At 36.3% G+C, this 20,992-nt stretch carries 19 protein-coding genes; 16 read left to right on the top strand and 3 right to left on the bottom strand.

Going from position 1 to position 20,992, the window contains the following annotated elements; genetic code table 11:
• The first annotated feature begins 54 nt into the window (after positions 1-54).
• From uvrC to JC2156_RS04285, 7 genes are all read left to right on the top strand, one after another.
• The gene (gene uvrC, locus JC2156_RS04315; RefSeq protein WP_006845490.1) at positions 55-1,839 is read left to right on the top strand and encodes an excinuclease ABC subunit UvrC; all 1,785 of its coding nucleotides are present in this window, start codon (positions 55-57) and stop codon (positions 1,837-1,839) included.
• Positions 1,840-2,001: 162 nt separating this feature from the next.
• Entirely contained in the window at positions 2,002-3,312 is a 1,311-nt protein-coding gene (gene obgE, locus JC2156_RS04310; RefSeq protein ID WP_006845489.1) for a GTPase ObgE, read from the top strand.
• Positions 3,313-3,333: 21 nt separating this feature from the next.
• Complete coding sequence (locus JC2156_RS04305) at positions 3,334-4,005, top strand: YigZ family protein (protein ID WP_006845488.1); 672 nt, start codon at positions 3,334-3,336, stop codon at positions 4,003-4,005.
• Positions 4,006-4,147: 142 nt separating this feature from the next.
• Positions 4,148-6,259, top strand: a complete 2,112-nt coding sequence (gene parE, locus JC2156_RS04300) for a DNA topoisomerase IV subunit B (RefSeq protein WP_006845487.1) — start codon at positions 4,148-4,150, stop codon at positions 6,257-6,259.
• Positions 6,260-6,280: 21 nt separating this feature from the next.
• Positions 6,281-8,752, top strand: a complete 2,472-nt coding sequence (parC, locus tag JC2156_RS04295) for a DNA topoisomerase IV subunit A (protein ID WP_006845486.1) — start codon at positions 6,281-6,283, stop codon at positions 8,750-8,752.
• A gap of 67 nt (positions 8,753-8,819) precedes the next feature.
• Positions 8,820-9,728 (top strand): manganese-dependent inorganic pyrophosphatase, encoded by a 909-nt coding sequence (locus tag JC2156_RS04290; RefSeq protein WP_006845485.1) that lies wholly within the window; start codon positions 8,820-8,822, stop codon positions 9,726-9,728.
• A 130-nt stretch (positions 9,729-9,858) separates the two neighbouring features.
• Entirely contained in the window at positions 9,859-10,869 is a 1,011-nt protein-coding gene (locus JC2156_RS04285) for a diacylglycerol/lipid kinase family protein (RefSeq protein WP_155815915.1), read from the top strand.
• A gap of 131 nt (positions 10,870-11,000) precedes the next feature.
• Here the strand turns inward: JC2156_RS04285 and rnjA are convergent, their stop codons facing one another.
• From rnjA to JC2156_RS04270, 3 genes are all read right to left on the bottom strand, one after another.
• A complete protein-coding gene (rnjA, locus tag JC2156_RS04280) occupies positions 11,001-12,680 on the bottom strand; it encodes a ribonuclease J1 (protein WP_006845483.1) in 1,680 nt (559 codons plus the stop codon).
• 1 nt (position 12,681) lies between these two features.
• Positions 12,682-12,900 (bottom strand): DNA-directed RNA polymerase subunit epsilon, encoded by a 219-nt coding sequence (locus tag JC2156_RS04275; protein WP_006845482.1) that lies wholly within the window; start codon positions 12,898-12,900, stop codon positions 12,682-12,684.
• Between the two features lie 225 nt (positions 12,901-13,125).
• A complete protein-coding gene (locus JC2156_RS04270) occupies positions 13,126-13,875 on the bottom strand; it encodes a M15 family metallopeptidase (RefSeq protein ID WP_006845481.1) in 750 nt (249 codons plus the stop codon).
• Positions 13,876-14,011: 136 nt separating this feature from the next.
• On the opposite strand from JC2156_RS04270, the gene JC2156_RS04265 reads away from it, so the two are divergent.
• From JC2156_RS04265 to coaD, 9 genes are all read left to right on the top strand, one after another.
• Positions 14,012-14,506 (top strand): hypothetical protein, encoded by a 495-nt coding sequence (locus JC2156_RS04265; RefSeq protein ID WP_006845480.1) that lies wholly within the window; start codon positions 14,012-14,014, stop codon positions 14,504-14,506.
• 65 nt (positions 14,507-14,571) lie between these two features.
• Complete coding sequence (locus JC2156_RS04260; protein ID WP_006845479.1) at positions 14,572-15,183, top strand: peptide deformylase; 612 nt, start codon at positions 14,572-14,574, stop codon at positions 15,181-15,183.
• Positions 15,184-15,189: 6 nt separating this feature from the next.
• Complete coding sequence (locus tag JC2156_RS04255; RefSeq protein ID WP_006845478.1) at positions 15,190-15,474, top strand: UPF0223 family protein; 285 nt, start codon at positions 15,190-15,192, stop codon at positions 15,472-15,474.
• A complete protein-coding gene (locus JC2156_RS04250) occupies positions 15,475-16,272 on the top strand; it encodes an inositol monophosphatase family protein (RefSeq protein WP_006845477.1) in 798 nt (265 codons plus the stop codon).
• 89 nt (positions 16,273-16,361) lie between these two features.
• Positions 16,362-18,203: a translational GTPase TypA gene (gene typA, locus JC2156_RS04245; RefSeq protein ID WP_006845476.1), complete on the top strand. Its 1,842-nt coding sequence runs from the start codon at positions 16,362-16,364 to the stop codon at positions 18,201-18,203.
• Positions 18,204-18,476: 273 nt separating this feature from the next.
• Positions 18,477-19,613 (top strand): FtsW/RodA/SpoVE family cell cycle protein, encoded by a 1,137-nt coding sequence (locus tag JC2156_RS04240; protein ID WP_238530584.1) that lies wholly within the window; start codon positions 18,477-18,479, stop codon positions 19,611-19,613.
• Positions 19,614-19,615: 2 nt separating this feature from the next.
• Positions 19,616-19,927, top strand: a complete 312-nt coding sequence (locus JC2156_RS04235; protein ID WP_006845474.1) for a YlbG family protein — start codon at positions 19,616-19,618, stop codon at positions 19,925-19,927.
• A 12-nt stretch (positions 19,928-19,939) separates the two neighbouring features.
• Positions 19,940-20,491, top strand: coding sequence for a 16S rRNA (guanine(966)-N(2))-methyltransferase RsmD (gene rsmD, locus JC2156_RS04230; protein WP_006845473.1), 552 nt, complete (start codon positions 19,940-19,942; stop codon positions 20,489-20,491).
• Positions 20,492-20,494: 3 nt separating this feature from the next.
• The gene (coaD, locus tag JC2156_RS04225) at positions 20,495-20,986 is read left to right on the top strand and encodes a pantetheine-phosphate adenylyltransferase (RefSeq protein WP_006845472.1); all 492 of its coding nucleotides are present in this window, start codon (positions 20,495-20,497) and stop codon (positions 20,984-20,986) included.
• The last annotated feature ends 6 nt before the right edge of the window (positions 20,987-20,992 follow it).

Genomic DNA, 20,992 nt, shown 5'->3' with positions numbered 1-20,992 from the left:
TTAAATACTTGAAAATGTATAAATAGGGTGAAAATAGTTGTGAAAGAGGGCTCTATGGCATCAGAACATATTGAACAAAAATTAGCCTTATTACCTGATTTACCGGGTTCTTATCAAATGAAAGATCTGAATGGTAAAATTATCTACGTTGGTAAGGCTAAAAACTTAAAAAATAGAGTGCGTTCTTATTTTAAGAGTGAGCATGATGGTAAGACAGCCGAATTAGTTCGTAATGTTGCTGATTTTGATTTTATTGTAACTAGTTCTGAAAAAGAATCGCTCTTACTTGAAATTACGTTGATTCAAAAGTATCAACCATATTATAATATTCGGTTAAAAAGAGGAACGGGTTACCCTTATATTAAAATAACGAATGAAAAGGACCCACAAATTGAGCTAGTTAGTATTGTTAAAAAAGATAATGCACAGTATTTTGGACCTTATCCGAATGTGTATGCTGCTCAAGAAACATTGCATTTTATTCAGAAAAATTATCCACTAAGAAGATGTAGTGGATATCAAGGACGTCCTTGCTTGTACGCAAATATGGGGCAGTGCTTGGGAGCTTGTTGGCATGAAGTTCCAGCTGATGAATATCAAGCGCAAATTAAAAAAATTCAAAGTTTCTTAGCCGGAAATACCCAAGTTGTTACTAAAAAACTACATCAAAAAATGGAAGAAGCGGCAGAAAAGTTAGAATTTGAACGGGCAGCTGATTTACGAGATCAATTACATTTTATTGCTGAAACGGTTGAAAAGCAGAAAATAATTTCTAAAGATGGAACGCCACGTGACCTTTTTAACTTTTATATGGATAAGGGGTGGCTGTCGGTCCAAATTTTCTTCATTCGTCAAGCCCGGTTGTTGAAACGAGAAAAAAGATTATTTGCCATTGTTGATGAACCAAATGAAGAATTAACTAGTTTTATCTTACAATTTTACAATCGTAAAAATACGGTGTTGCCTAAAGAAATCCTAGTACCATCTGGCGTTGATACTAAATTAATTAGTTCTGTTTTGCAAACTATAGTGCGGACGCCGCAACGTGGTGAGAAAAAAGCATTGATGAACTTGGCAGTCGAAAATGCCAAGATTGTTTTAGATGAAAAGTTTCGTTTAATGGAAATGAATGAGAAAAAAACTAACGGAGCCATGCAAGAAATTGCGGATGCTTTAGGAATTGATGAAATTCATCGCATTGAGGCTTTTGATCATTCTCATACACAAGGTGAAGAAATTGTTTCTGCCATGGTGGTCTTTGAAGATGGAATTCCAAATAAACAAAAGTATCGTAAATATAAAATTAAGAGTGTAGATCATGCAGATGAGCGAGCTGAAACCATGGAAGTGATTCGACGTCGTTATTCACGCTTATTAAAAGAACATGCTCAAATGCCGGATCTTGTTTTAATGGATGGTGGGATCATTCAATTAAATGCGGCTAAAGAAGTTTTGGAAGATGAGTTAGGATTAATTGATTTACCAGTAGCGGCGATGGTTAAAAATGAGCATCATAAAACCGCAGATTTGTTGAAGTCGGAAGGCAATGAACATACCGAGCTAGATCCAAAGTCGCAAGGATTCTTTTTATTACAAAGAATCCAAGACGAGGTACACCGATTTGTAATAACATTTCATCGTAATTTACGTTCTAAATCATCACTTGGTTCTAAATTAGATGAAATTGCGGGGGTTGGCCCTAAAACGCGGCAAAAATTGCTCACAAAATATGGATCATTAGGTAAAATTGAAAAAGCACCTGTAGATGAGTTGAAGCAATTGGGACTTTCTGATAAGGTTATTCAATCACTTAAAATATCACTCGGTGCAATTCATTGACGTAGGTATTAGCTTTATCGAGTTAAATACGATACAATAGACAAGTTAATAACGCATCAAATCTTGCTTTTTGGAAGCTGGTAATTTTTTCTAATTGACAGATTTTAAATAAGTTTAACGGCTCTAATCACATGATTAGATAGAGCAGAAGGGGGTACGACGATGGCATTCGTTGACCAAGTAAAAGTTTTTGTTAAAGGTGGAAAAGGTGGCGATGGAGCTGTTTCTTTCCGACATGAAAAGTATATTAATATGGGGGGACCTTTTGGTGGTGACGGCGGAAAAGGTGGCGATGTAATCTTAGTTGTAGATGAAGGTTTACGCACTTTGATGGATTTCCGATACAAGAGTCACTTTAAGGCTACACCTGGTGGTAATGGTGCTACTAAAGGGATGACTGGTGCATCAGCCGATGACATGATTATCCGAGTTCCACAAGGGACGACAGTTACTAATGCTGAAACTGGTGAATTAATCGGGGACCTAGTAGATAAAGATGATCGATTGGTCGTAGCTGCTGGTGGACGTGGTGGACGTGGAAATATTCGTTTTGCTTCACCAAAGAATCCAGCACCTGAAATTGCTGAAAATGGTGAGCCTGGTCGCGAACTTGATATTCGAATGGAATTGAAAGTCTTAGCTGATGTAGGTTTGGTTGGTTTCCCATCAGTTGGAAAATCAACGCTTTTGTCAGTAGTAACGGCTGCTAAGCCTAAAATTGCTGAATATCACTTTACGACCTTAGTTCCTAATTTAGGAATGGTCCGATTAAATGATGGACGTGACTTTGTAATGGCTGACTTGCCTGGATTGATTGAGGGAGCTTCAAATGGAGTTGGATTAGGAATTCAATTCTTGCGTCACGTAGAACGAACTCGTGTCATTCTCCATTTACTTGATATGAGTGGTGTTGATCCTGATTCTGATCCATATGACAATTATAAGCAAATCAATCATGAATTAGCCGAATATGATCCAGCTTTGTTAAAGCGGCCTCAGATTATTGTTCCAACGAAGATGGACATGCCTGATGCAGAAGAAACTTTAGCAACATTTAAAGCTAAATTGGCACAAGATCCTGATTTCGATCAAGATACTGTCATTATGCCAATTTCTTCATTAACACGTGATGGATTGGAACCACTTTTGCAAAAAACGGCCAATGTTTTGGATGAAACAGATGCCTTTATTGCTCAAGAGATGCAATCAGCACCTGAAGAATTGACAATGTATGAGTATAAAGAAAATGAGCAACCATTTGAAATTGTCCGTGAAGATGATCATTATTGGATTTTGACTGGGGATGAGCTGGAAAATCTATTCCAACGAACTAATACTAATTTCACAGAATCATTAATGCGTTTTGCGCGTCAATTACGTACAATGGGAGTAGATGATGCACTTCGGCGAGCCGGAGCAGAGAATGGGGATACTGTTCAAATCATGGACTTCCAATTTGAATTCGAAGATTAAAATGATTGGGGGCTATCAAACGTGGATACAACGTATATCACTATCGAGAAGTCTAGTTTTGTGTATGAACAAATTATAAAAAAATCACGTTTTATTGTTCAGATGCAACGTGTGCAAAATGAAACTGAAGCCCAAGATTTTATCAAACAAATTCAAAAAAATCATAATAAAGCTAATCACAATGTTTGGACATATGTTTTGGGTCCTCATTCTGAAATTCAAAGAGCTTCCGATGATGGTGAACCTAGTGGAACAGCAGGCACACCAATGTTGGAAGTATTAAATAATAATCAGCTTCGGGATGTTGTAGTAGTCCAAACCCGTTATTTTGGGGGAATTAAGTTGGGAGCTGGTGGCTTAATTCGGGCTTATGCAGGGACGTTAGCTGATGCCATTATGGCGGGTGGCTTAGTGCAAAAAATTTTGCAACAAGAACTCGTCATTCAAATTGACTACCCTCAATTTGAAATAATTAAATATTGGTTAGCAGAGCATGCTTTGGATCTTAGTGAAACTGTTTTTACTGAAAAAGTCACTATGGTGGTACCAGTTAATTTAGATGCCTTGAATAGTGTGATGGAACAACTACGTGATTTAACCAAAGGTCAGGCAGAATTATTTAAGCGGGATCAAATTTGGCATGAAGTTCCATTTCAACGGGGTATTAGTGGTCAAACTCAAACGCGTTATTAGGTTTAAATTTAATTAAAAACAATAAAAAACGTTGCAACAGCACTTAAAGTCGTGGTATTTTTGACTGTGAGTGCTTTTTATAGTTACGGTGGTTAATCTTTCATATTAACCTTTTTATAAAATAATGAAGGTAGGCAAACAGATGGTAAAGACAAATACCTACGATGAAAATGATATTACGGTTTTAGAGGGCTTAGATGCCGTTCGTAAGCGTCCAGGTATGTATATCGGTTCAACGGATGGAAAAGGATTACATCATTTAGTGTATGAAATTTTTGACAATGCTGTTGACGAGGCTTTGGCCGGTTTTGGTAATGAAATTAACGTTTCAATTGGCGCAAATAATTCGATTAAAGTTATCGATCATGGACGAGGAATGCCTGTTGGAATGCACGCTTCAGGTAAACCTACACCAGAAGTTATTCTGACAGTTCTACATGCTGGTGGTAAATTTGGTCAGGGTGGATATAAAACTTCCGGTGGTTTACACGGAGTTGGGTCATCTGTTGTTAATGCGTTATCATCTAGCTTAATGGTTACAATTGTCCGAGATGGTTTTAAATATCAAGAACATTTTATTAATGGTGGTCACCCAGATGGAACTTTGAATAACCTAGGTAAAACTAAGGAAGGCAATGGAACAACTGTCGAATTTCAACCAGATCCTAAGATTTTTTCAACCACTAATTATAATTTTGATATTTTAGCTGAACGTTTACGTGAATCAGCGTTCTTATTAAGTGGGGTTAAAATTACTCTTACTGATGAACGCGTTGGACAAGAAAAAAGTGAAGAATATAAATATGATGATGGAATTCGTTCATTCGTGAAATATTTGAATGAAGATAAGACGACGATGGGCGATGTTCTTTACTTTGATGGGACTGAAAAAGGAATTGAAGTTGAAGTAGCAGCTCAATATAACGATGGTTATTCAGAAACTACAATGTCATTCGTTAATAATGTGCGAACATCTGGTGGCGGAACGCACGAGGTTGGATTACGTTCAGCTTGGACTAAAGCATTTAATGAATATGCCAGAAAAGTTAATCTTTTAAAAGAAAAGGATAAAAACTTGGAAGGATCGGATGTTCGAGAAGGATTATCAGCTGTTATCTCGCTTCGAATTCCAGAAGAATTACTTCAATTTGAGGGCCAAACGAAGGAAAAATTAGGAACACCAGAAGCACGCTCAATTGTAGATAGTGTTGTTGCTGAACAATTAGGCTTTTATTTGATGGAGAATGGAAATTTCTCTCAAGAATTAATTCGTAAATCTTTAAGAGCCCGTGAGGCTCGTGAAGCTGCTCGTAAAGCGCGTGAAGATGCCAGAACTGGTAAAAAAAGGGGTAGTAAAGACCGTGTTTTATCAGGTAAATTAACCCCTGCTCAATCAAAAAATGCCAAACATAATGAACTGTTTTTGGTCGAGGGTGATTCTGCCGGTGGTTCGGCTAAGCAAGGACGTGATCGTAAATTCCAAGCAATTTTGCCATTGCGAGGAAAAGTTTTGAATACTGAAAAAGCTAAATTAGCTGATATCATGAAAAATGAAGAAATTGCGACTATGATCTATACGATTGGAGCTGGTGTCGGTTCTGAATTTGATGTCAGTGCATCTAATTATGATAAAGTTATTATTATGACCGATGCCGATGATGATGGGGCACATATTCAAATCTTGCTATTAACATTTTTCTATAAGTATATGCGGCCGTTGGTTGAAGCTGGAAAAGTATATATTGCTTTGCCACCATTGTATATGCTCAGAAAAGGAACTAAGAAGCAGACGATTACTTACGCTTGGACTAACGAGCAGCTGTTAGAAAAACAAAAAGAAATTGGCCGCGGCTATACCTTACAACGATTTAAGGGGCTAGGTGAAATGAATGCTGAACAGTTATGGGATACCACAATGAATCCAGATAGCCGGACATTAGTTAGAATTACGATTGATGACATCATGTTAGCTGACAAGCGTGTAACGACCTTAATGGGTGATAAAGTTGAGCCACGACGTAAGTGGATTGAAAGTAATGTCGCATTCTCTTTGGCTGATGAAGCTTCACTTTTAGATAAACAAAAGGAATTTAATGAGGCTGATGAAACATCAAAGGACGTTGTTGATGAAGCACAGTTAACAAAAGTTTCGGCAGAAATTGATCCAATTGATAAGGATGCTGATGCTAATCAAAATGATGATATTTTACCTGGTTTTTTTGAGCCAGAGATTGAAACTTGGGATAAAGATTAAAGAGGAAAGGAGGTATTCATTATGTTAGAAAACAAGCAAGAAGGAACGATTCAAGAATTGTCATTAGAAGCAGTCATGGGTGATCGTTTCGGTCGTTATTCAAAATATATTATTCAAGAACGAGCTTTACCAGATATTCGTGATGGGTTAAAACCCGTTCAGAGAAGAATTTTGTATGCAATGAGTAAAGATGGAAATACTTATGATAAGCAATTTCGTAAATCAGCCAAGTCGGTTGGAAATATTATGGGTAATTTTCACCCGCATGGTGATTCTTCAATTTATGAAGCGATGGTTCGACTATCACAAGATTGGAAATTACGTGCTCCTTTGATTGAAATGCATGGTAATAATGGTTCAATTGATAATGATCCGGCCGCTGCTATGCGTTATACTGAAGCACGTTTATCAAAACTTTCTGGTGAAATGCTTCGTGATTTAGAAAAAGAAACCGTTGAGATGGTGCTTAACTTTGATGATACAGAGTATGAGCCAACTGTTTTACCTGGTCATTTCCCTAATTTACTAGTTAATGGAGCTACAGGAATTTCAGCTGGATATGCTACAGAAATACCACCACACAATCTAGGTGAAGTGATTGATGCCACTGTCTATCTTTTGAGTCATCCTGATGCAGATATTGATCAATTAATGGAATTTGTCAAAGGTCCTGATTTTCCAACTGGTGCCATTATTCAAGGAGCCAGTGAATTAAAGCGAGCTTATGAGACTGGGAAAGGTAAAATTGTTGTCCGTGCTAAAACACAGATTGAATCAATTAAAGGTGGTAAGCAATTAATCCGAGTTTCGGAAATTCCATACGAAGTTAATAAAGCAGCCCTAGTACATAAAATGGATGAACTCCGTTTGAATAAAGAAGTAGCTGGATTAACTGAAGTTCGTGATGAATCTGATCGAGATGGATTGACGATTGCAATTGAAATTGCGAAAGATGGTAATGCAGAAGGAATCTTACAATATCTATTTAAGAAAACTGACTTACAAATTACTTATAATTTCAATATGGTTGCCATCCATAAGGAACGACCAGTCTTATTTAGTCTTAAAATGGCATTAACAGCCTTTATTGAACATCAACGTGAAATCATTATGAAACGGACTGTCTTTGATTTAAGAAAGGCACAAGAACGTATGCATATTGTTGATGGGCTAATTAGAGCGCTCTCAATTTTAGACCAAGTTATTAAAACAATTCGTGCTGCAAATGACCGGAAAGGTGCCAAGCAAGGCTTAATTGATCAATATCAATTTACGGAAGAACAAGCGGAAGCAATTGTAACGCTACAACTATACCGGTTGAGTAATACTGATGTTACGCAGTTGCAAGCAGAAGCTAAAAATTTGAGTGACTTGGTTGAAAAGTATCAATTGATCTTGAGTGAACCAAAAGAATTAAATAAAGTCTTAAAGCGTGAATTATCGGCTATTAAAAAGGAATATTCAACACCTAGATTAACTGAAATTCAAGCTGAAGTGCAAGAAATCAAAATTGATAAAACTGTTACAATTGCTGATGAAGATGTTGTGATGTTGATTTCTAAATCTGGTTATGTAAAGCGTTCTTCACTTCGTTCATTTAGTGCTTCAGGTAATGATAATGGATTACGTGATGATGATGAGCCAGTATACCTTGAAAAGGTTAACACCCTGCAGCATGTTTTCATTTTTACAAATTATGGAAATGTGATCTATCGGCCAATTAACGAAATTCCAGAATTTAAGTGGAAGGATGCTGGGGAGCATCTTTCTCAAACAGTTAGTGATTTGAGAAATGATGAAACTATCAGTCAAGTTGTAGTGTTAGATGATATTGATAAATTAAATGGTCAATGGTTGGTTGCTTCAAATGAAGGCTATATTAAGCGAGTTGATTTCGCTACTTTGACCCCTCGTAGTAATTACAAGAAGCGATTAATTCCACTAATTAAATTCAAAACAGCGACTGGAAAAGTTGCCTTATTGCAATTTATTGAGCCTAAAGCTCAACTTGATCCAGCTGATGTCATATTGATTACTCAAAAAGCGCAAGGATTATGTTATAGCTTGGATGAAGTACCAGTTCAAGGTAATCGAACAGCTGGCGTAAAAGCAATTAATTTAAATTCTGATGATCAATTAATAGGTGGCGGATTTGTGCAAACTAATATGGCGATTCATTTGATTTCAAATCGAGGAGCTTATAAGTTGATGAAGACTGATGAAATTCCAGTGACATCGCGTGCTAAGAAGGGCGTAGCGGTGATGCGTGAATTGAAGAAGGATTCACATCAAATTGTTACTATGATTTTAACGCCAATAAAAGAAATGCCTCAATTAAGCATTACAACTAATCAAAATCAAATTGTGTTGATTAATCCAAGTGAACACTCATTTGGACAACGTCAAAGTAATGGAAGTTTCGTAATTGAAATATCAAAAGTAGGAATACCAACTAATATGAACATTAATAGTTCAGAATTAATTTTGAATTAAAGATGTAGAATTTGTCTGATTATAGTAAAATATAAATATAATAAAACCTAGAAAGTTGGAGTTAAAAATGACAAAAAAATTAGTCTTTGGACATCAAAACCCTGATACAGATACAATTGCATCTGCAATTGCGGCATCATATTTATTAAATCAAACTATGGGAGAAGAAACTGAGCCAGTCGCATTAGGTGAGCCAAATGCGGAAACTCAATTTGCCTTGGATTATTTTAAGGTAAAGCCACTACGCGTTATTGAAAAAGCTGAAACTGAACAAGTTTATTTGGTTGATCACAATGAAGCAGCACAATCAGCTAAAAATATTGATGAAGTTGAAGTGGTTGGGGTATATGACCATCATAAGATTAATTTTAGTTCTGATGCCCCTCTTTGGTTTATTAATATGCCTCTAGGGTCAGTGGCTACAATTTTGTATTATGAATTTAAGAAAAGTAATATTGAGATTCCAAGTGATGTTGCTGGAATGATGGCTTCAGCTATTATATCTGATACATTACTTTTGAAGAGTCCTACCACAACTTCAATGGATCAACCTGCTTTAGAAGCCTTGGCTGAAATTGCTGGAATTAAAGATTATGAAGCATATGGATTGGAGTTGTTAAAGGCTGGAACTGATCTTTCAAGTCGAACAGCCCAAGAATTGATTGATGGAGATGCTAAGTCATTTGACTTCAATGGACATACTTTCCGTATTGGGCAAGTTAATACTGTTGATATTGACGAAACCTTGGAACGGCAATCTGAACTAGAATCTGCTATGCAAGCTGAAGGATATGATAACTTCTTGTTTGTTATTACGGATATTTTAAATTCAAATTCAAAGGCACTTTATTTGGGAGATGCTTCTAATGAAGTCGCCAAAGCTTTTGATACTGATATTAAGAATAATGTTATTGACTTACCCGGAGTTGTTTCGCGTAAGAAGCAAGTTGTTCCACCTTTGACTGCTGCATTTTAATTTTAATAAAACCAAAGCTTATAACATAAAATAAGCTTTGGTTTTTTGTTAGTTTATATATTAAGAATGTGAAATATATGGTTTATTTGCTATAAAAAACCAAAAGAATAAGGTATAATAAAATAGTTTTGTGTATGAGAATACACAAGCCGAATATTTGAAGTTAGGAACGGTTAGATTCATGGAGAATAAATATCAATTTATCATAAATCCCGTTGCTAAATCCGGAAAATCGGTAGAAAACTGGGAACTTTTAAAAGATGAGTTAATCTCTGAATCAATTGATTTTGATTTCTATATTAGTAAAGATCAGCATGACCTAGAACGTTGGATTAAACGATTTTTAAAGCGTCAAGAAGAACAGTCCATCCAATTAGTGATAATGGGCGGGGATGGAACCTTAAATTTAACGATTAATGCCATTTTAGAGCGAAATAGCGAATATCATCAGCCAATTGCATATATTCCAGATGGATCTGGGAATGACTTTGCCAGGGCTCACGGAATATCGGTTGATCCGATGGCTTCGTTGCAACGAATTTTAAAGAAAACAAAACAAAATATAGAAAAACCTTTAACGATCGATTTAGGGATCTATGAAAATATTAAAGATCATAAACGTAAATATTTTGTAAATAATTTAGGTGTTGGATTTGATGCTATGGTCGTTAGTATGACAAATCATTCACTAGCGAAAGTTTGGTTAAATAAGATGGGTTGGGGAAGCTTGGCCTATCCGTTACTAATTTTAAAAGTTTTAACTGAACAAGATTCTTTCGCGGTTACAGTGAAAGGCGAAGGCCGATTAGCCGATTTTTATGAGAATGCTTATTTAATGACGGTTTCAAATCACCCATATTTTGGGGGTGGAGTAAAGATTATGCCAGATGCTGATCCACATGATGGTAAATTAGATTTAATTATTATTGAAAAGCCTAAGAATAAAATTAGATTACTCAAAATTGTTAAAGCATTATTGAAAAATAAATTATACGATCAACCAGAAGTTCATCGCTATACAAATAAAAAATTAGAATTTCAAACCCATCGTTTAGAATTAGCTCAAGCGGATGGAGAAGAATTAGGTGCACATATTTATAACTATCGGTTTACTTCAAAAACATTAGATTTTTGGTTATAATAATGTGTTCTATTTAAATCAATATTAAATTAAAACAAAAGAGACTCGAACATAATTGTTTGAGTCTCTTTTGTTTTATGGAGTATCAAAAAAGGAATCGAATTTAAATTCGATTCCTTCAAAGCTTGACTTTAAATCATGATAAACATGGGTAAAATAAGGGGGCGACGCTTAGTTTGACTGAATAAGAAACGTTGTAGTTTTGATATAACAGCATTTCTGATTGTATTTTCGTTGGCATTTGGTTCGCGCATTGCGGTTAAAATAGCCTTAAAAATTTCGCGACGTCCTTCATTGATTAATTCTTCTGATTCGCGCATGTAGATAAATCCACGTGAAAGAATGTCAGGCCCAGATGTTATTTCTTGATTTTTTAAATCAATGGTAGCAACGACAACAACAAGTCCATCTTGGGATAACATTTGTCGATCTTTTAGCACTGCAGTACCAACATCACCAATTCCATTACCGTCGACATAAGTGTCGGCAGCAGGGAAATGATCAGCTACTCGGGCTGAATCAGCGGTTAGTGCTAATACGTCTCCGTTATCCATGATAAAGATGTTTTCAGAAGGTACACCAACTGCCTCACCTAATCCCGCGTGGACTTTAAGCATCCGATATTCACCATGGACTGGCATAAAGTATTTAGGTTTCATAAGAGATAACATCAATTTTTGTTCTTCTTGACCACCATGGCCAGAAGTATGAATGTTATTGATCTTACCATAAATTACATTGGCACCGGCTTCTTCTAGCAGATTGATCACGTGATTAACTGATTGAGTATTTCCAGGGATCGGCGAAGAAGAGAAGATTACAGTATCATTTGGATGAATTTTAATTTGCTTATGAGTTCCGTTAGCAATACGAGCGAGGGCAGCCATTGGTTCTCCTTGAGAACCAGTCGATAGGATTAACACTTTTTCAGGTGGTAATTTATTGGCCTCATGGGCGTCAATTAACATATCTTCAGGAATATCTAAATAACCTAAAGCTAATCCGTTTCTGACTGCTGTATCCATTGAACGCCCGAAGACAGCAATTTTACGACCATGCGCTAAAGCAGATTCGGTAGCCATTTGAACTCGAGACATATTTGAAGCAAAGGTAGCAAATATAATTCGACCAGTAATATCATCAAATAATTGATCAATTGTTTTACCTACCCAGCGTTCAGACTTTGAAAACTCAGCACGTTCGGCGTTAGTTGAATCCGACATTAATAAGAGAACACCCTCAGCACCCAAACGTGCCATTTTTTGCAAGTTAGGTGGCTGGTGGGTAGTTGGAGTCAGATCAAATTTAAAATCACCTGTCTCGACAATTACGCCAACTGGTGTATGAACTGCGACTCCAAATGTATCGGGAATCGAGTGGGTAGTTCGGAAAAACTCAACTGATAATTCACCGAATGTTAAAACATCATCTTCGCCAATGATATTTAGTTCAGTACGGTTAGTTAGACCATGTTCTTCTAATTTATTTGTGATCAGAGCAGCTGCTAGGGGACCAGCATAAACTGGTACGTTTACAGCTTCCAAGAAAAAATGAATGGCTCCAATATGATCTTCGTGCCCGTGGGTAATTACCAAACCGCGCACTTTATCAATATTTTCTACAAGATATGAATAATCAGGAATAACATAATCGATTCCTAATAGTTCATCTTCTGGAAACTTAACTCCGGCGTCAATGACGACGATGTCATCACCATATTGTACGGCATAAGTATTTTTCCCGATTTCTCCTAGACCACCTAAAGCATAAACTGCTGCTTCATTAGGTTGTACATCAATATCCATTGCCATATTAGAACTCCGTTAATTTAAACCGTTCACCAAGGCTTTGTTGCTCATAAGTCAACGCAGCCTCAGAAAGCTCTTCGATTTGCTCAACATTGTATTCGGTGTTAGTTTCAACCGCCAAACGAGCAGTTGGTAAATCAGGTGTCTCAATGTAAAGTGACTTAGTGCTTTCCCGCTTGGGGTTTTGAGTCTTAGTTGGTTGGAAATAAACTTTGTAAATCATATTGATTTAGCTCCTTTTAATAAAATAATTTTTTTCTGAGCCCTTTTCATCGTTTTAAAAGACTCGAAATGTGCTAACAGAAATGTTTCCTGACTAATATTGTAACATGAATTAAGGTTTAAGTAATAATAGAACCCTTGGGTTAGGCGTAAAAGTGAAATGAGACCTATTAAAAAATCCCATAAATCAAACTATTTTAGTCTAATTTATGGTATTATATATATTTTATTCATTAACCGCTAGTTGATCTTGACTAGCATCTGGATGGTAATCACCACCCTTTACACCAGTATATTCTTCAAGTGTTGAAATCTTTTTTTTATTCATTGTAGTAGCATTGTTAATGCCAACATAGCGGAGATGCCATTCTTCACCAATATAACCGGTTTGTGTGCTGGAATGTCTAGGGAATCGGATAATAAGTCCATACTTATAAGCGTTATTTTGCAACCATTTGTACATCTTATCATCCGTTGGTAGCTGACCATTTTGACCAGTTAAATCAAAGGCTAAACCACTTTGATGTTCTGAGTAACCTGGACGAGCAGAGAAAGTATCGGCTTCCTTTTGACCATGATTTGCGACATAATTATTGTATAATGTTGTTTGATATTGGTATGATCGATAACCAGAAACTTGGTTTGAAATTGGAAAGCCGGCTGCTTGAAGGGCTGCAATGATTTCATTCTTTGCTTGATTAGCATTTTCGGAAAGACCACCTCCATCAGGGTTATTAGTATCTAAAGCGCCTTTAAATGGATTATAATCTTGAGTTAGAGGATGCTTTTTATTTACTACTAGTAAATTATGATCCGTATGGTAGGTCGGTTTTGTCGCAAGACTGCTTTTTTCTTTTGTTTTAAGAATAGTCTTATTTTGCATAGTGGGTTGATTAATGTGGTGATTCCAAGCCCATATTAAACCGATCAGTAAACAAATGATTAACGAAAAAGTTAATAATCTTTTTTTTAACATCTTACTCTCCTTCAAAATTCGTAGCTAGTATGCAATATTATACTTTAAAACACAATAAATTAGTAATGATATGAACAATAAACATAGGTATGTTAACCTATGCAAAAATATTAAGGTATAGCGGAGGAAAAAATAAATGACAATAGTCTTAATTATCGGGGCCATTATTATCATTGGTATTTTATTAACGATTAGAATTAAGCATCTTGTTGGCCGTCGTAAGACAGAAATTGAAATTATTCATTCTCAGCAGTTGGTGAATGAGGCTATTAATTATTTATTTAAAAATACGACGTTTGAGCATGGATTAAAGTTACCAAAGAATATCAATTCAACATTAACTGCTAATATTTGGGGTCATAATGTTATGGCGTTTGAAATTAAAATTTATTATGAGCAACGGTTGGATCCAAAAGAACTACAACAGCATTTTAATAATGATTTAAAGCAATATTGTGCTGATAAAAATCTACCTAAACTTGATACTGAGATTGCACCAATTGTTATCACTGATTTATGGTATGACCAAATTCATCCCATTTTGCATATTGATGTTGCAAATGTAAGCAACCAGCAAACCGTTGCTTATTTACATGATCTAAAGAAATTAAACCAACCATTTCAAACATAACTTAAATTCACAAATTAGGTTATAATTAAAGTTAATGATAAAAACGTATATGGAGGCGTACATAAATGTATCTAATGAAAGATATCGTCCGAGACCCATCAGAAGTCTTGCGACAGCAGGCTGGGAAAGTCGAATTTCCTTTAAGTGCTGATGATCAGGCTGCTATGCACAATATGATGGAATATCTAGTGATTAGCCAGGACGAAGAATTAAACGAAAAATATGATTTGCGACCAGGAGTTGGGCTAGCAGCCCCTCAAGTTGGCATATCAAAGCAGTTCTCAGCTATTTTAATTCCTGAAGAAGATGAACAAGCTTGGGATGATGAAGCTGAAGATTTTGAAGATAGTGTGGAAGAAGAGGAACCTAAGTATTTCTTCAAAGGAGTGATCTTTAATCCAGTTATTATTCGACAATCTGTTAAGCAATGTGCTTTAACTATTGGGGAAGGTTGTCTTTCAGTTGATGAAGATCGACCTGGTTATGTTCATCGTTCATATCGAATTACAGTTCGCTATCAAGATGAACTAGGTGAAAGTCACGACTTGAAGTTGGAAGGTTATCCAGCAATTGTGTTCCAACATGAAATTGATCATTTAAAGGGAACTCTTTATTATGATCATATTAAAAGTGATGAACCATGGCATCAAATTGATAATGCCAAATATTTGGGGTAATAAAATATGAAAAGTGATTTAAATTTCGACTATCCCCTTTTGAATGGGTGGTCAAAAGATGACATTATTAAAGTCAGCGCACTTTATTCATCAGTGGCAAAAGCTTATGAAGGTGGAGTTGAAGTAGACAAGTTGCTAAATGCGTATCAAGGCTTTAAATCGGTTGTAACTAGCAAAAGTGAAGAAAAACAACTTGGTCGGCAATTTGAAACGACTTCAGAATATAGTATTTATCGGACAATTCAAGCAGCGCGCCAAACTAATAAAAAGGTTTTGATGATGGAGGCCTAGATGGACAAATTGCCGATTAATAATGCGCAATTGGATACCTTAGTTTTGGAATGGATGGATGAAATTCGTCAATTTATTTTGAAAGAAATAAAAAATCCATTAACTATTAAAACTAAAAGTAATGCCCGTGATTTAGTCACTAATTTAGATCGTACTGTTGAACAAATGTATATTGCAAAGATTAAACAATTAAATCCAGCAGCTCGAATTTTAAGTGAAGAGGGATTTGGGGATGAAGTTAATAATCTAGACGGCCCAGTTTGGATTATTGATCCTATTGATGGTACGATGAATTTTGTCAAACAACATGATGAATATGCTTCCATGCTAGCTTATTTTTATGATGGCGAGGCTCAAGGAGCTTGGATTATGGATGTTGTTAAAAATGAAGTCGTTCATGGGGGGCCTACACAAGGTGTCCGATTAAATAAAGCCACAATGGAAGAACCGACTGAGAATAAATTAGATCAAAGTATAATTTCTTTTTCAGGGACTCATTTGTTATATGATCATTATCAATATCAAAACATTGCCCGAATGGCTCTAGGTTATCGGGTTTATGGTTCCGCGGGTATTTCATTTATTCGGCTATTAAAAGGTCAATGTGGAGGATTTACCAGTGTCTTAAAACCTTGGGATTTTGCGGCAGGATTAGTCCTATGCCGGAGTCTAGGGTTACAAGTAGAAACACTTGACGGTCAACCGTTAGACATGTTATCATCAAATGTCATCTTAGCATCTCAAAAACAGGTTATGGCAGACATTAAAATGTTGACAAATACGTCAAGTAACCTTTAAAAGGTCAATTTGGCGTTTTATTTTGTGACATTTGGTGTAGAATAGTAAAAAGAAATTAAAGTGACGAAAACGTCAAGGAGAACAGGAATTTGGCAAAACGCGATAATATTCGTAACATTGCAATCATCGCCCACGTCGATCATGGTAAGACCACGTTGGTGAATGAATTATTGAAGCAATCAGATACATTGGATGCTCGTAATAACATTACTGATCGAGCAATGGATACAAACGATCTTGAAAAAGAACGTGGAATCACAATCTTAGCTAAAAACACAGCCGTTAAGGTTGGAGATAAGCAAATTAACATCGTTGATACTCCCGGCCACGCTGACTTCGGTGGTGAAGTTGAACGTATCATGAAGATGGTTGATGGAGTTTTGTTGGTTGTTGATGCCTTTGAAGGAACAATGCCACAAACTCGTTTCGTTTTGAAAAAGGCTTTTGAACAAAACTTAACTCCAATTGTGGTAGTTAACAAAGTTGACCGTCCAGGGGCTCGTCCTTCTGAAGTAGTCGATGAAGTTTTGGATTTGTTCATTGAGCTTGGAGCTGATGAAGAACAATTGGAATTCCCAGTTATCTTTGCTTCAGCTATGAACGGAACATCTTCATTAGATCCAGAAGTTGATAAGCAAGAACACACAATGAAGCCTGTCTTTGACAAGGTATTCGAAACAATTCCAGCCCCTGAAGATAATTCAGATGAGCCATTGCAATTCCAAGTTGCTTTGCTTGACTATAATGACTTCCTTGGTCGTATTGGTATTGGACGTGTCTTCCGTGGAACTATCAAGCTTGGTGATTCTGTTGAAGTTATGAAATTAGATGGAACAACTCAAACTTTCCGAGTTACTAAGTTGTTTGGATTTATTGGACTTGACCGAGTTGAAATCGAACAAGCCGAAGCTGGTGACTTGATTGCACTTGCTGGAATGGAAGAAATTTCAGTTGGTGAAACAGTTGCTGATCCTGAGCATCCTGAAGCATTGCCTGTTTTGCGTATCGATGAACCAACTTTGCAAATGACTTTCCGTCAAAATGACTCACCGTTCGCTGGTCGCGAAGGTAAGTTTGTAACGGCCCGTCAAATTGAAGATCGTCTTCGTCGAGAATTGCATACTGACGTTTCTTTGCGTGTTGAAGATACTGATGAAGCTGGTGCTTGGTTAGTCTCTGGTCGTGGTGAATTGCACCTTTCTATCTTGATTGAAACAATGCGTCGTGAAGGCTTTGAATTACAAGCTTCTCGTCCACAAGTTATCTATCGTGAGATTGATGGCGTTCAATCAGAACCGTACGAATCTGTTCAAATTGATACACCAGATGAATATGCTTCATCTGTTATCGATTCATTGAACCAACGTAAGGGTGAAATGTTAAACATGGAAGCTATGGGAAACGGACAAACTCGTTTGTCTTACGTAGCTCCTTCACGTGGTTTGATCGGATATTCAACTGAATTCTTATCAGCAACCCGCGGATATGGAATTTACAATCACACTTACGAAGACTACCGTCCAATCGTTCGTAACTGGGAACCAGGTCGTCGTAATGGTGCCTTAGTTTCAATTACACAAGGAACAACGACTAATTACGCCATCATGGGTGTTGAAGATCGTGGACAAATGTTCGTTGGAGCTGGAGTTGAAGTTTATGAAGGAATGATTGTTGGAATGAATTCACGAGATAACGATATCTCTGTGAACGTTACTAAGTTAAAGCCACAATCAAACGTTCGTTCTTCAAACAAGGATCAAACTTCATCAATCAAGACTCCTCGTGAGATGGGATTGGAAGCTTCTTTGGAATTCTTGAACGAAGATGAATATGTTGAAGTAACTCCAGAAAACGTTCGAATTCGTAAGGATATCTTGAATACTTCTGAACGTGAGAAGTATGCTAAGCGTCGTAAGATGTCTCAACAATAATATTTAATAAAAGTTAAAAAGGATAATATTTTAAATTTTAGGTGTTACGTTCATTGCGTAAATTTAAGTTTTAGAAAAATTATATTTTTAACATAAATCGAGAGACCGGGATAGTTTTTGTCCAGGCTCTCTTTTTATTTAAACTAAAATGGTTAAACTTCAATTAGAATCAGTATTTTTGCAGAAAAATTAGTATATAATATTATTATTAACTCTTTGGAGAAATATGAGGGGACCGGTTTGGTAAAATTATTTAAAAAAATACAATATCGGATGCGTTATTTTGACTGGTGGATTGCGATATTAGTCTTAGCGCTAATGTCTTTTGGAAGTGTAATGTCTTTTTCTGCCAGTGCTGGTATGTTAACGGGTACGCCGTCAGGTACATTATTTAAGCAACTATCATTTTATTTGATGGCTTTTATTATGATGCTAGTTGGTTATCATGCATCCAAAAAATGGATTGATTCATTAGGGGCTATTGCCTATATGATGTATTTCATCTCATTATTCTTGCTATTAACGACTTTTTTCTTTCCACCAATTAATGGAGCTAGAGGTTGGATTGTGTTGGGACCAATCTCTATTCAACCCGTGGAACTTTATAAGGTCTGTTTAATTTTATGGGGATCATTTGCCATGACCCGTAATCACGATAATAAATATAATTTTATACATCTTGGATGGATCAGATTTGCCTTTGTCTGTGTAATATTATTTCTTTTCCCAGATACTGGAGGATTCATTATTACCACTGGTATCATGGCCGTGATTATTTTGGCCTCAGGTGTAAAAAAAAGGTTTTCGGTAATCGTAATAACTGGAGTTATATTAATATGGCAAGTTGGATTACGGGCTTTAGAACCAATTTTGTCACTGTCTACACATTATAGCTTGCAGCGTTTTACTGCATATCTAAATCCATGGAAGTATGCGCAGACAACCGGAAATCAAGTTATTAATTCTTATTACGCCATTAGTAATGGTGGTTTATTTGGGCGTGGATTAGGACGTAGTTTACAAAAAAACAGTAATTTGCCAGAACCAAATACCGACTTTATTATGGCAGTAGTTAGTGAAGAAATGGGGGCTATTGGAGTTGCTTTGGTTGTCATAGCACTTGTTATTATTAGTTGGCGGTTGATTTATTTTGCATTCCGTACGCCTTCAATGCGTTATCGTTTACTATTGGTTGGATCAGCTAGTTACTTGTTACTGCAAATTATTGTTAATTTAGGCGGAGTCGTTGGAGCGTTACCAATTACCGGAGTTACTTTTCCTTTAATTTCAGTGGGAGGTTCGTCGATATTATCATTAGGACTAATGTTTGCCATTGATTTAAATGTGATTAAGCAAATTAAGATTGAAAAAGAATTGTATTTAGCTGATAAAAAGAAGGGACAGGCTTAAGAATGGAATTAGAAATTAAACCTCGTCGGAGTGTGATTGTTTATCTAAATAATTTTAAGCAAGCAAAACAATTACGACGCTTTGGAGTGATTGAATATATCTCAAATAAGTTGAAATATGCGGTTATTTATATGGATGAAGCTGATATTGAGAAAAAGCAAATTTTAATTAGTCGTTTAGGGTTTGTAAAATCAGTTGAAATTTCCAATTGGCCTGAAGTTGATTCAACTGTTGGTAGCAATCAAGATAGTGTAGCCTTTGCCGTTGATGAATTTGAATTAGCTGACATGGTTGGGGCTGATGATGAATTATAGGGGAAGGTTAAAATGCGAATTATAAGTGGAGATTATAGAGGCCGTGCGTTAAAGGCGGTCCCAGGTTCGGCAACGCGCCCTACCACAGATAAGATCAAAGAAGCTGTCTTTAATTTAATCGGCCCTTATTTTGATGGGGGTCGCTCATTAGATTTATATGCTGGTTCTGGTGGATTAAGTATTGAAGGGGTTTCACGAGGAATTGAAGAAGCGGTCTTAGTTGACCGACAATTTGCAGCAATTAAAACAATTCAATCTAATGTGGCGGTTACTAAGGAGAGCGAAAAATTTACCGTTATCAAAAGTAGTGCAGATCAAGCGATTCAACGCTTAAATGGACAACAGGCTTTTGATTTGTTCTATTTCGACCCGCCTTATGCTAAACAAACAATTCAAGCAGATGTTGAAAAGTTATCAGCAGCTAATTTAATTGCTGATAATGCTATTTTAATGGCTGAAACTGATCAGGAAGCACAATTACCAGATCAAATTGGGGGCTTCGAATTATGGAAGCAAAGAGAATATGGAATTACAGTAATTACAATTTATCGTTTTAAGGGGTGATTTATGATGCGTAAAGTTATTTTTCCAGGAAGTTTTGATCCGTTTACCCTGGGTCATTTAGATCTAGTGCACCGGTTGAGTGAACTATTTGATGAAGTAATTGTTGCGATTGGAAAAAATCAAGCTAAGTCAGGATTGTTTTCGGTAGAAGAGCGTAAAATTTTAATTGAAAAAGCGTTAAAAGAAGCTCAATTGACAAATGCTTCAGTGATTTCATATGATGGTCTCACAATGGAATTAGTTCATCAATTAGGAGCTAAGTCTATTGCACGTGGTGTTCGCAATGCGACTGATTATCAGTATGAGAAAAACATTGCTGAATTAAATCAAAAATTAGCTGATGCGGAAACTGTTTTTTTGATGGCTCGGCCAGAAAATCAAGCGATTTCTAGTTCTATGGTCAGGGAATTAGCCCATTTTGGCGCTGATATCAAAACCCTGGTGCCTAGTGATGTTGCACAAGCTATTAACCAAAAATACCAAAGAAGTGAGTAAAAAAGA

This window comes from Weissella koreensis KCTC 3621 (assembly GCF_000277645.1).
The sequence above is the reverse complement of the archived record's forward strand: the minus strand, read 5'-3'. Positions and strand labels throughout refer to the sequence as shown.

What these genes read in the sequence shown, in the direction of transcription:
- rnjA (WP_006845483.1), bottom strand. Translation starts at nt 12,680, where the DNA reads ATGGCAATGGATATTGATGTACAACCTAATGAAGCAGCAGTTTATGCT.
- JC2156_RS04290 (WP_006845485.1), top strand. Translation starts at nt 8,820, where the DNA reads ATGACAAAAAAATTAGTCTTTGGACATCAAAACCCTGATACAGATACA.
- JC2156_RS04260 (WP_006845479.1), top strand. Translation starts at nt 14,572, where the DNA reads ATGTATCTAATGAAAGATATCGTCCGAGACCCATCAGAAGTCTTGCGA.
- parE (WP_006845487.1), top strand. Translation starts at nt 4,148, where the DNA reads ATGGTAAAGACAAATACCTACGATGAAAATGATATTACGGTTTTAGAG.
- coaD (WP_006845472.1), top strand. Translation starts at nt 20,495, where the DNA reads ATGATGCGTAAAGTTATTTTTCCAGGAAGTTTTGATCCGTTTACCCTG.
- JC2156_RS04240 (WP_238530584.1), top strand. Translation starts at nt 18,477, where the DNA reads ATGCGTTATTTTGACTGGTGGATTGCGATATTAGTCTTAGCGCTAATG.
- JC2156_RS04275 (WP_006845482.1), bottom strand. Translation starts at nt 12,900, where the DNA reads ATGATTTACAAAGTTTATTTCCAACCAACTAAGACTCAAAACCCCAAG.
- obgE (WP_006845489.1), top strand. Translation starts at nt 2,002, where the DNA reads ATGGCATTCGTTGACCAAGTAAAAGTTTTTGTTAAAGGTGGAAAAGGT.
- parC (WP_006845486.1), top strand. Translation starts at nt 6,281, where the DNA reads ATGTTAGAAAACAAGCAAGAAGGAACGATTCAAGAATTGTCATTAGAA.
- JC2156_RS04265 (WP_006845480.1), top strand. Translation starts at nt 14,012, where the DNA reads ATGACAATAGTCTTAATTATCGGGGCCATTATTATCATTGGTATTTTA.
- rsmD (WP_006845473.1), top strand. Translation starts at nt 19,940, where the DNA reads ATGCGAATTATAAGTGGAGATTATAGAGGCCGTGCGTTAAAGGCGGTC.
- uvrC (WP_006845490.1), top strand. Translation starts at nt 55, where the DNA reads ATGGCATCAGAACATATTGAACAAAAATTAGCCTTATTACCTGATTTA.
- JC2156_RS04270 (WP_006845481.1), bottom strand. Translation starts at nt 13,875, where the DNA reads ATGTTAAAAAAAAGATTATTAACTTTTTCGTTAATCATTTGTTTACTG.
- JC2156_RS04250 (WP_006845477.1), top strand. Translation starts at nt 15,475, where the DNA reads ATGGACAAATTGCCGATTAATAATGCGCAATTGGATACCTTAGTTTTG.
- JC2156_RS04255 (WP_006845478.1), top strand. Translation starts at nt 15,190, where the DNA reads ATGAAAAGTGATTTAAATTTCGACTATCCCCTTTTGAATGGGTGGTCA.
- JC2156_RS04235 (WP_006845474.1), top strand. Translation starts at nt 19,616, where the DNA reads ATGGAATTAGAAATTAAACCTCGTCGGAGTGTGATTGTTTATCTAAAT.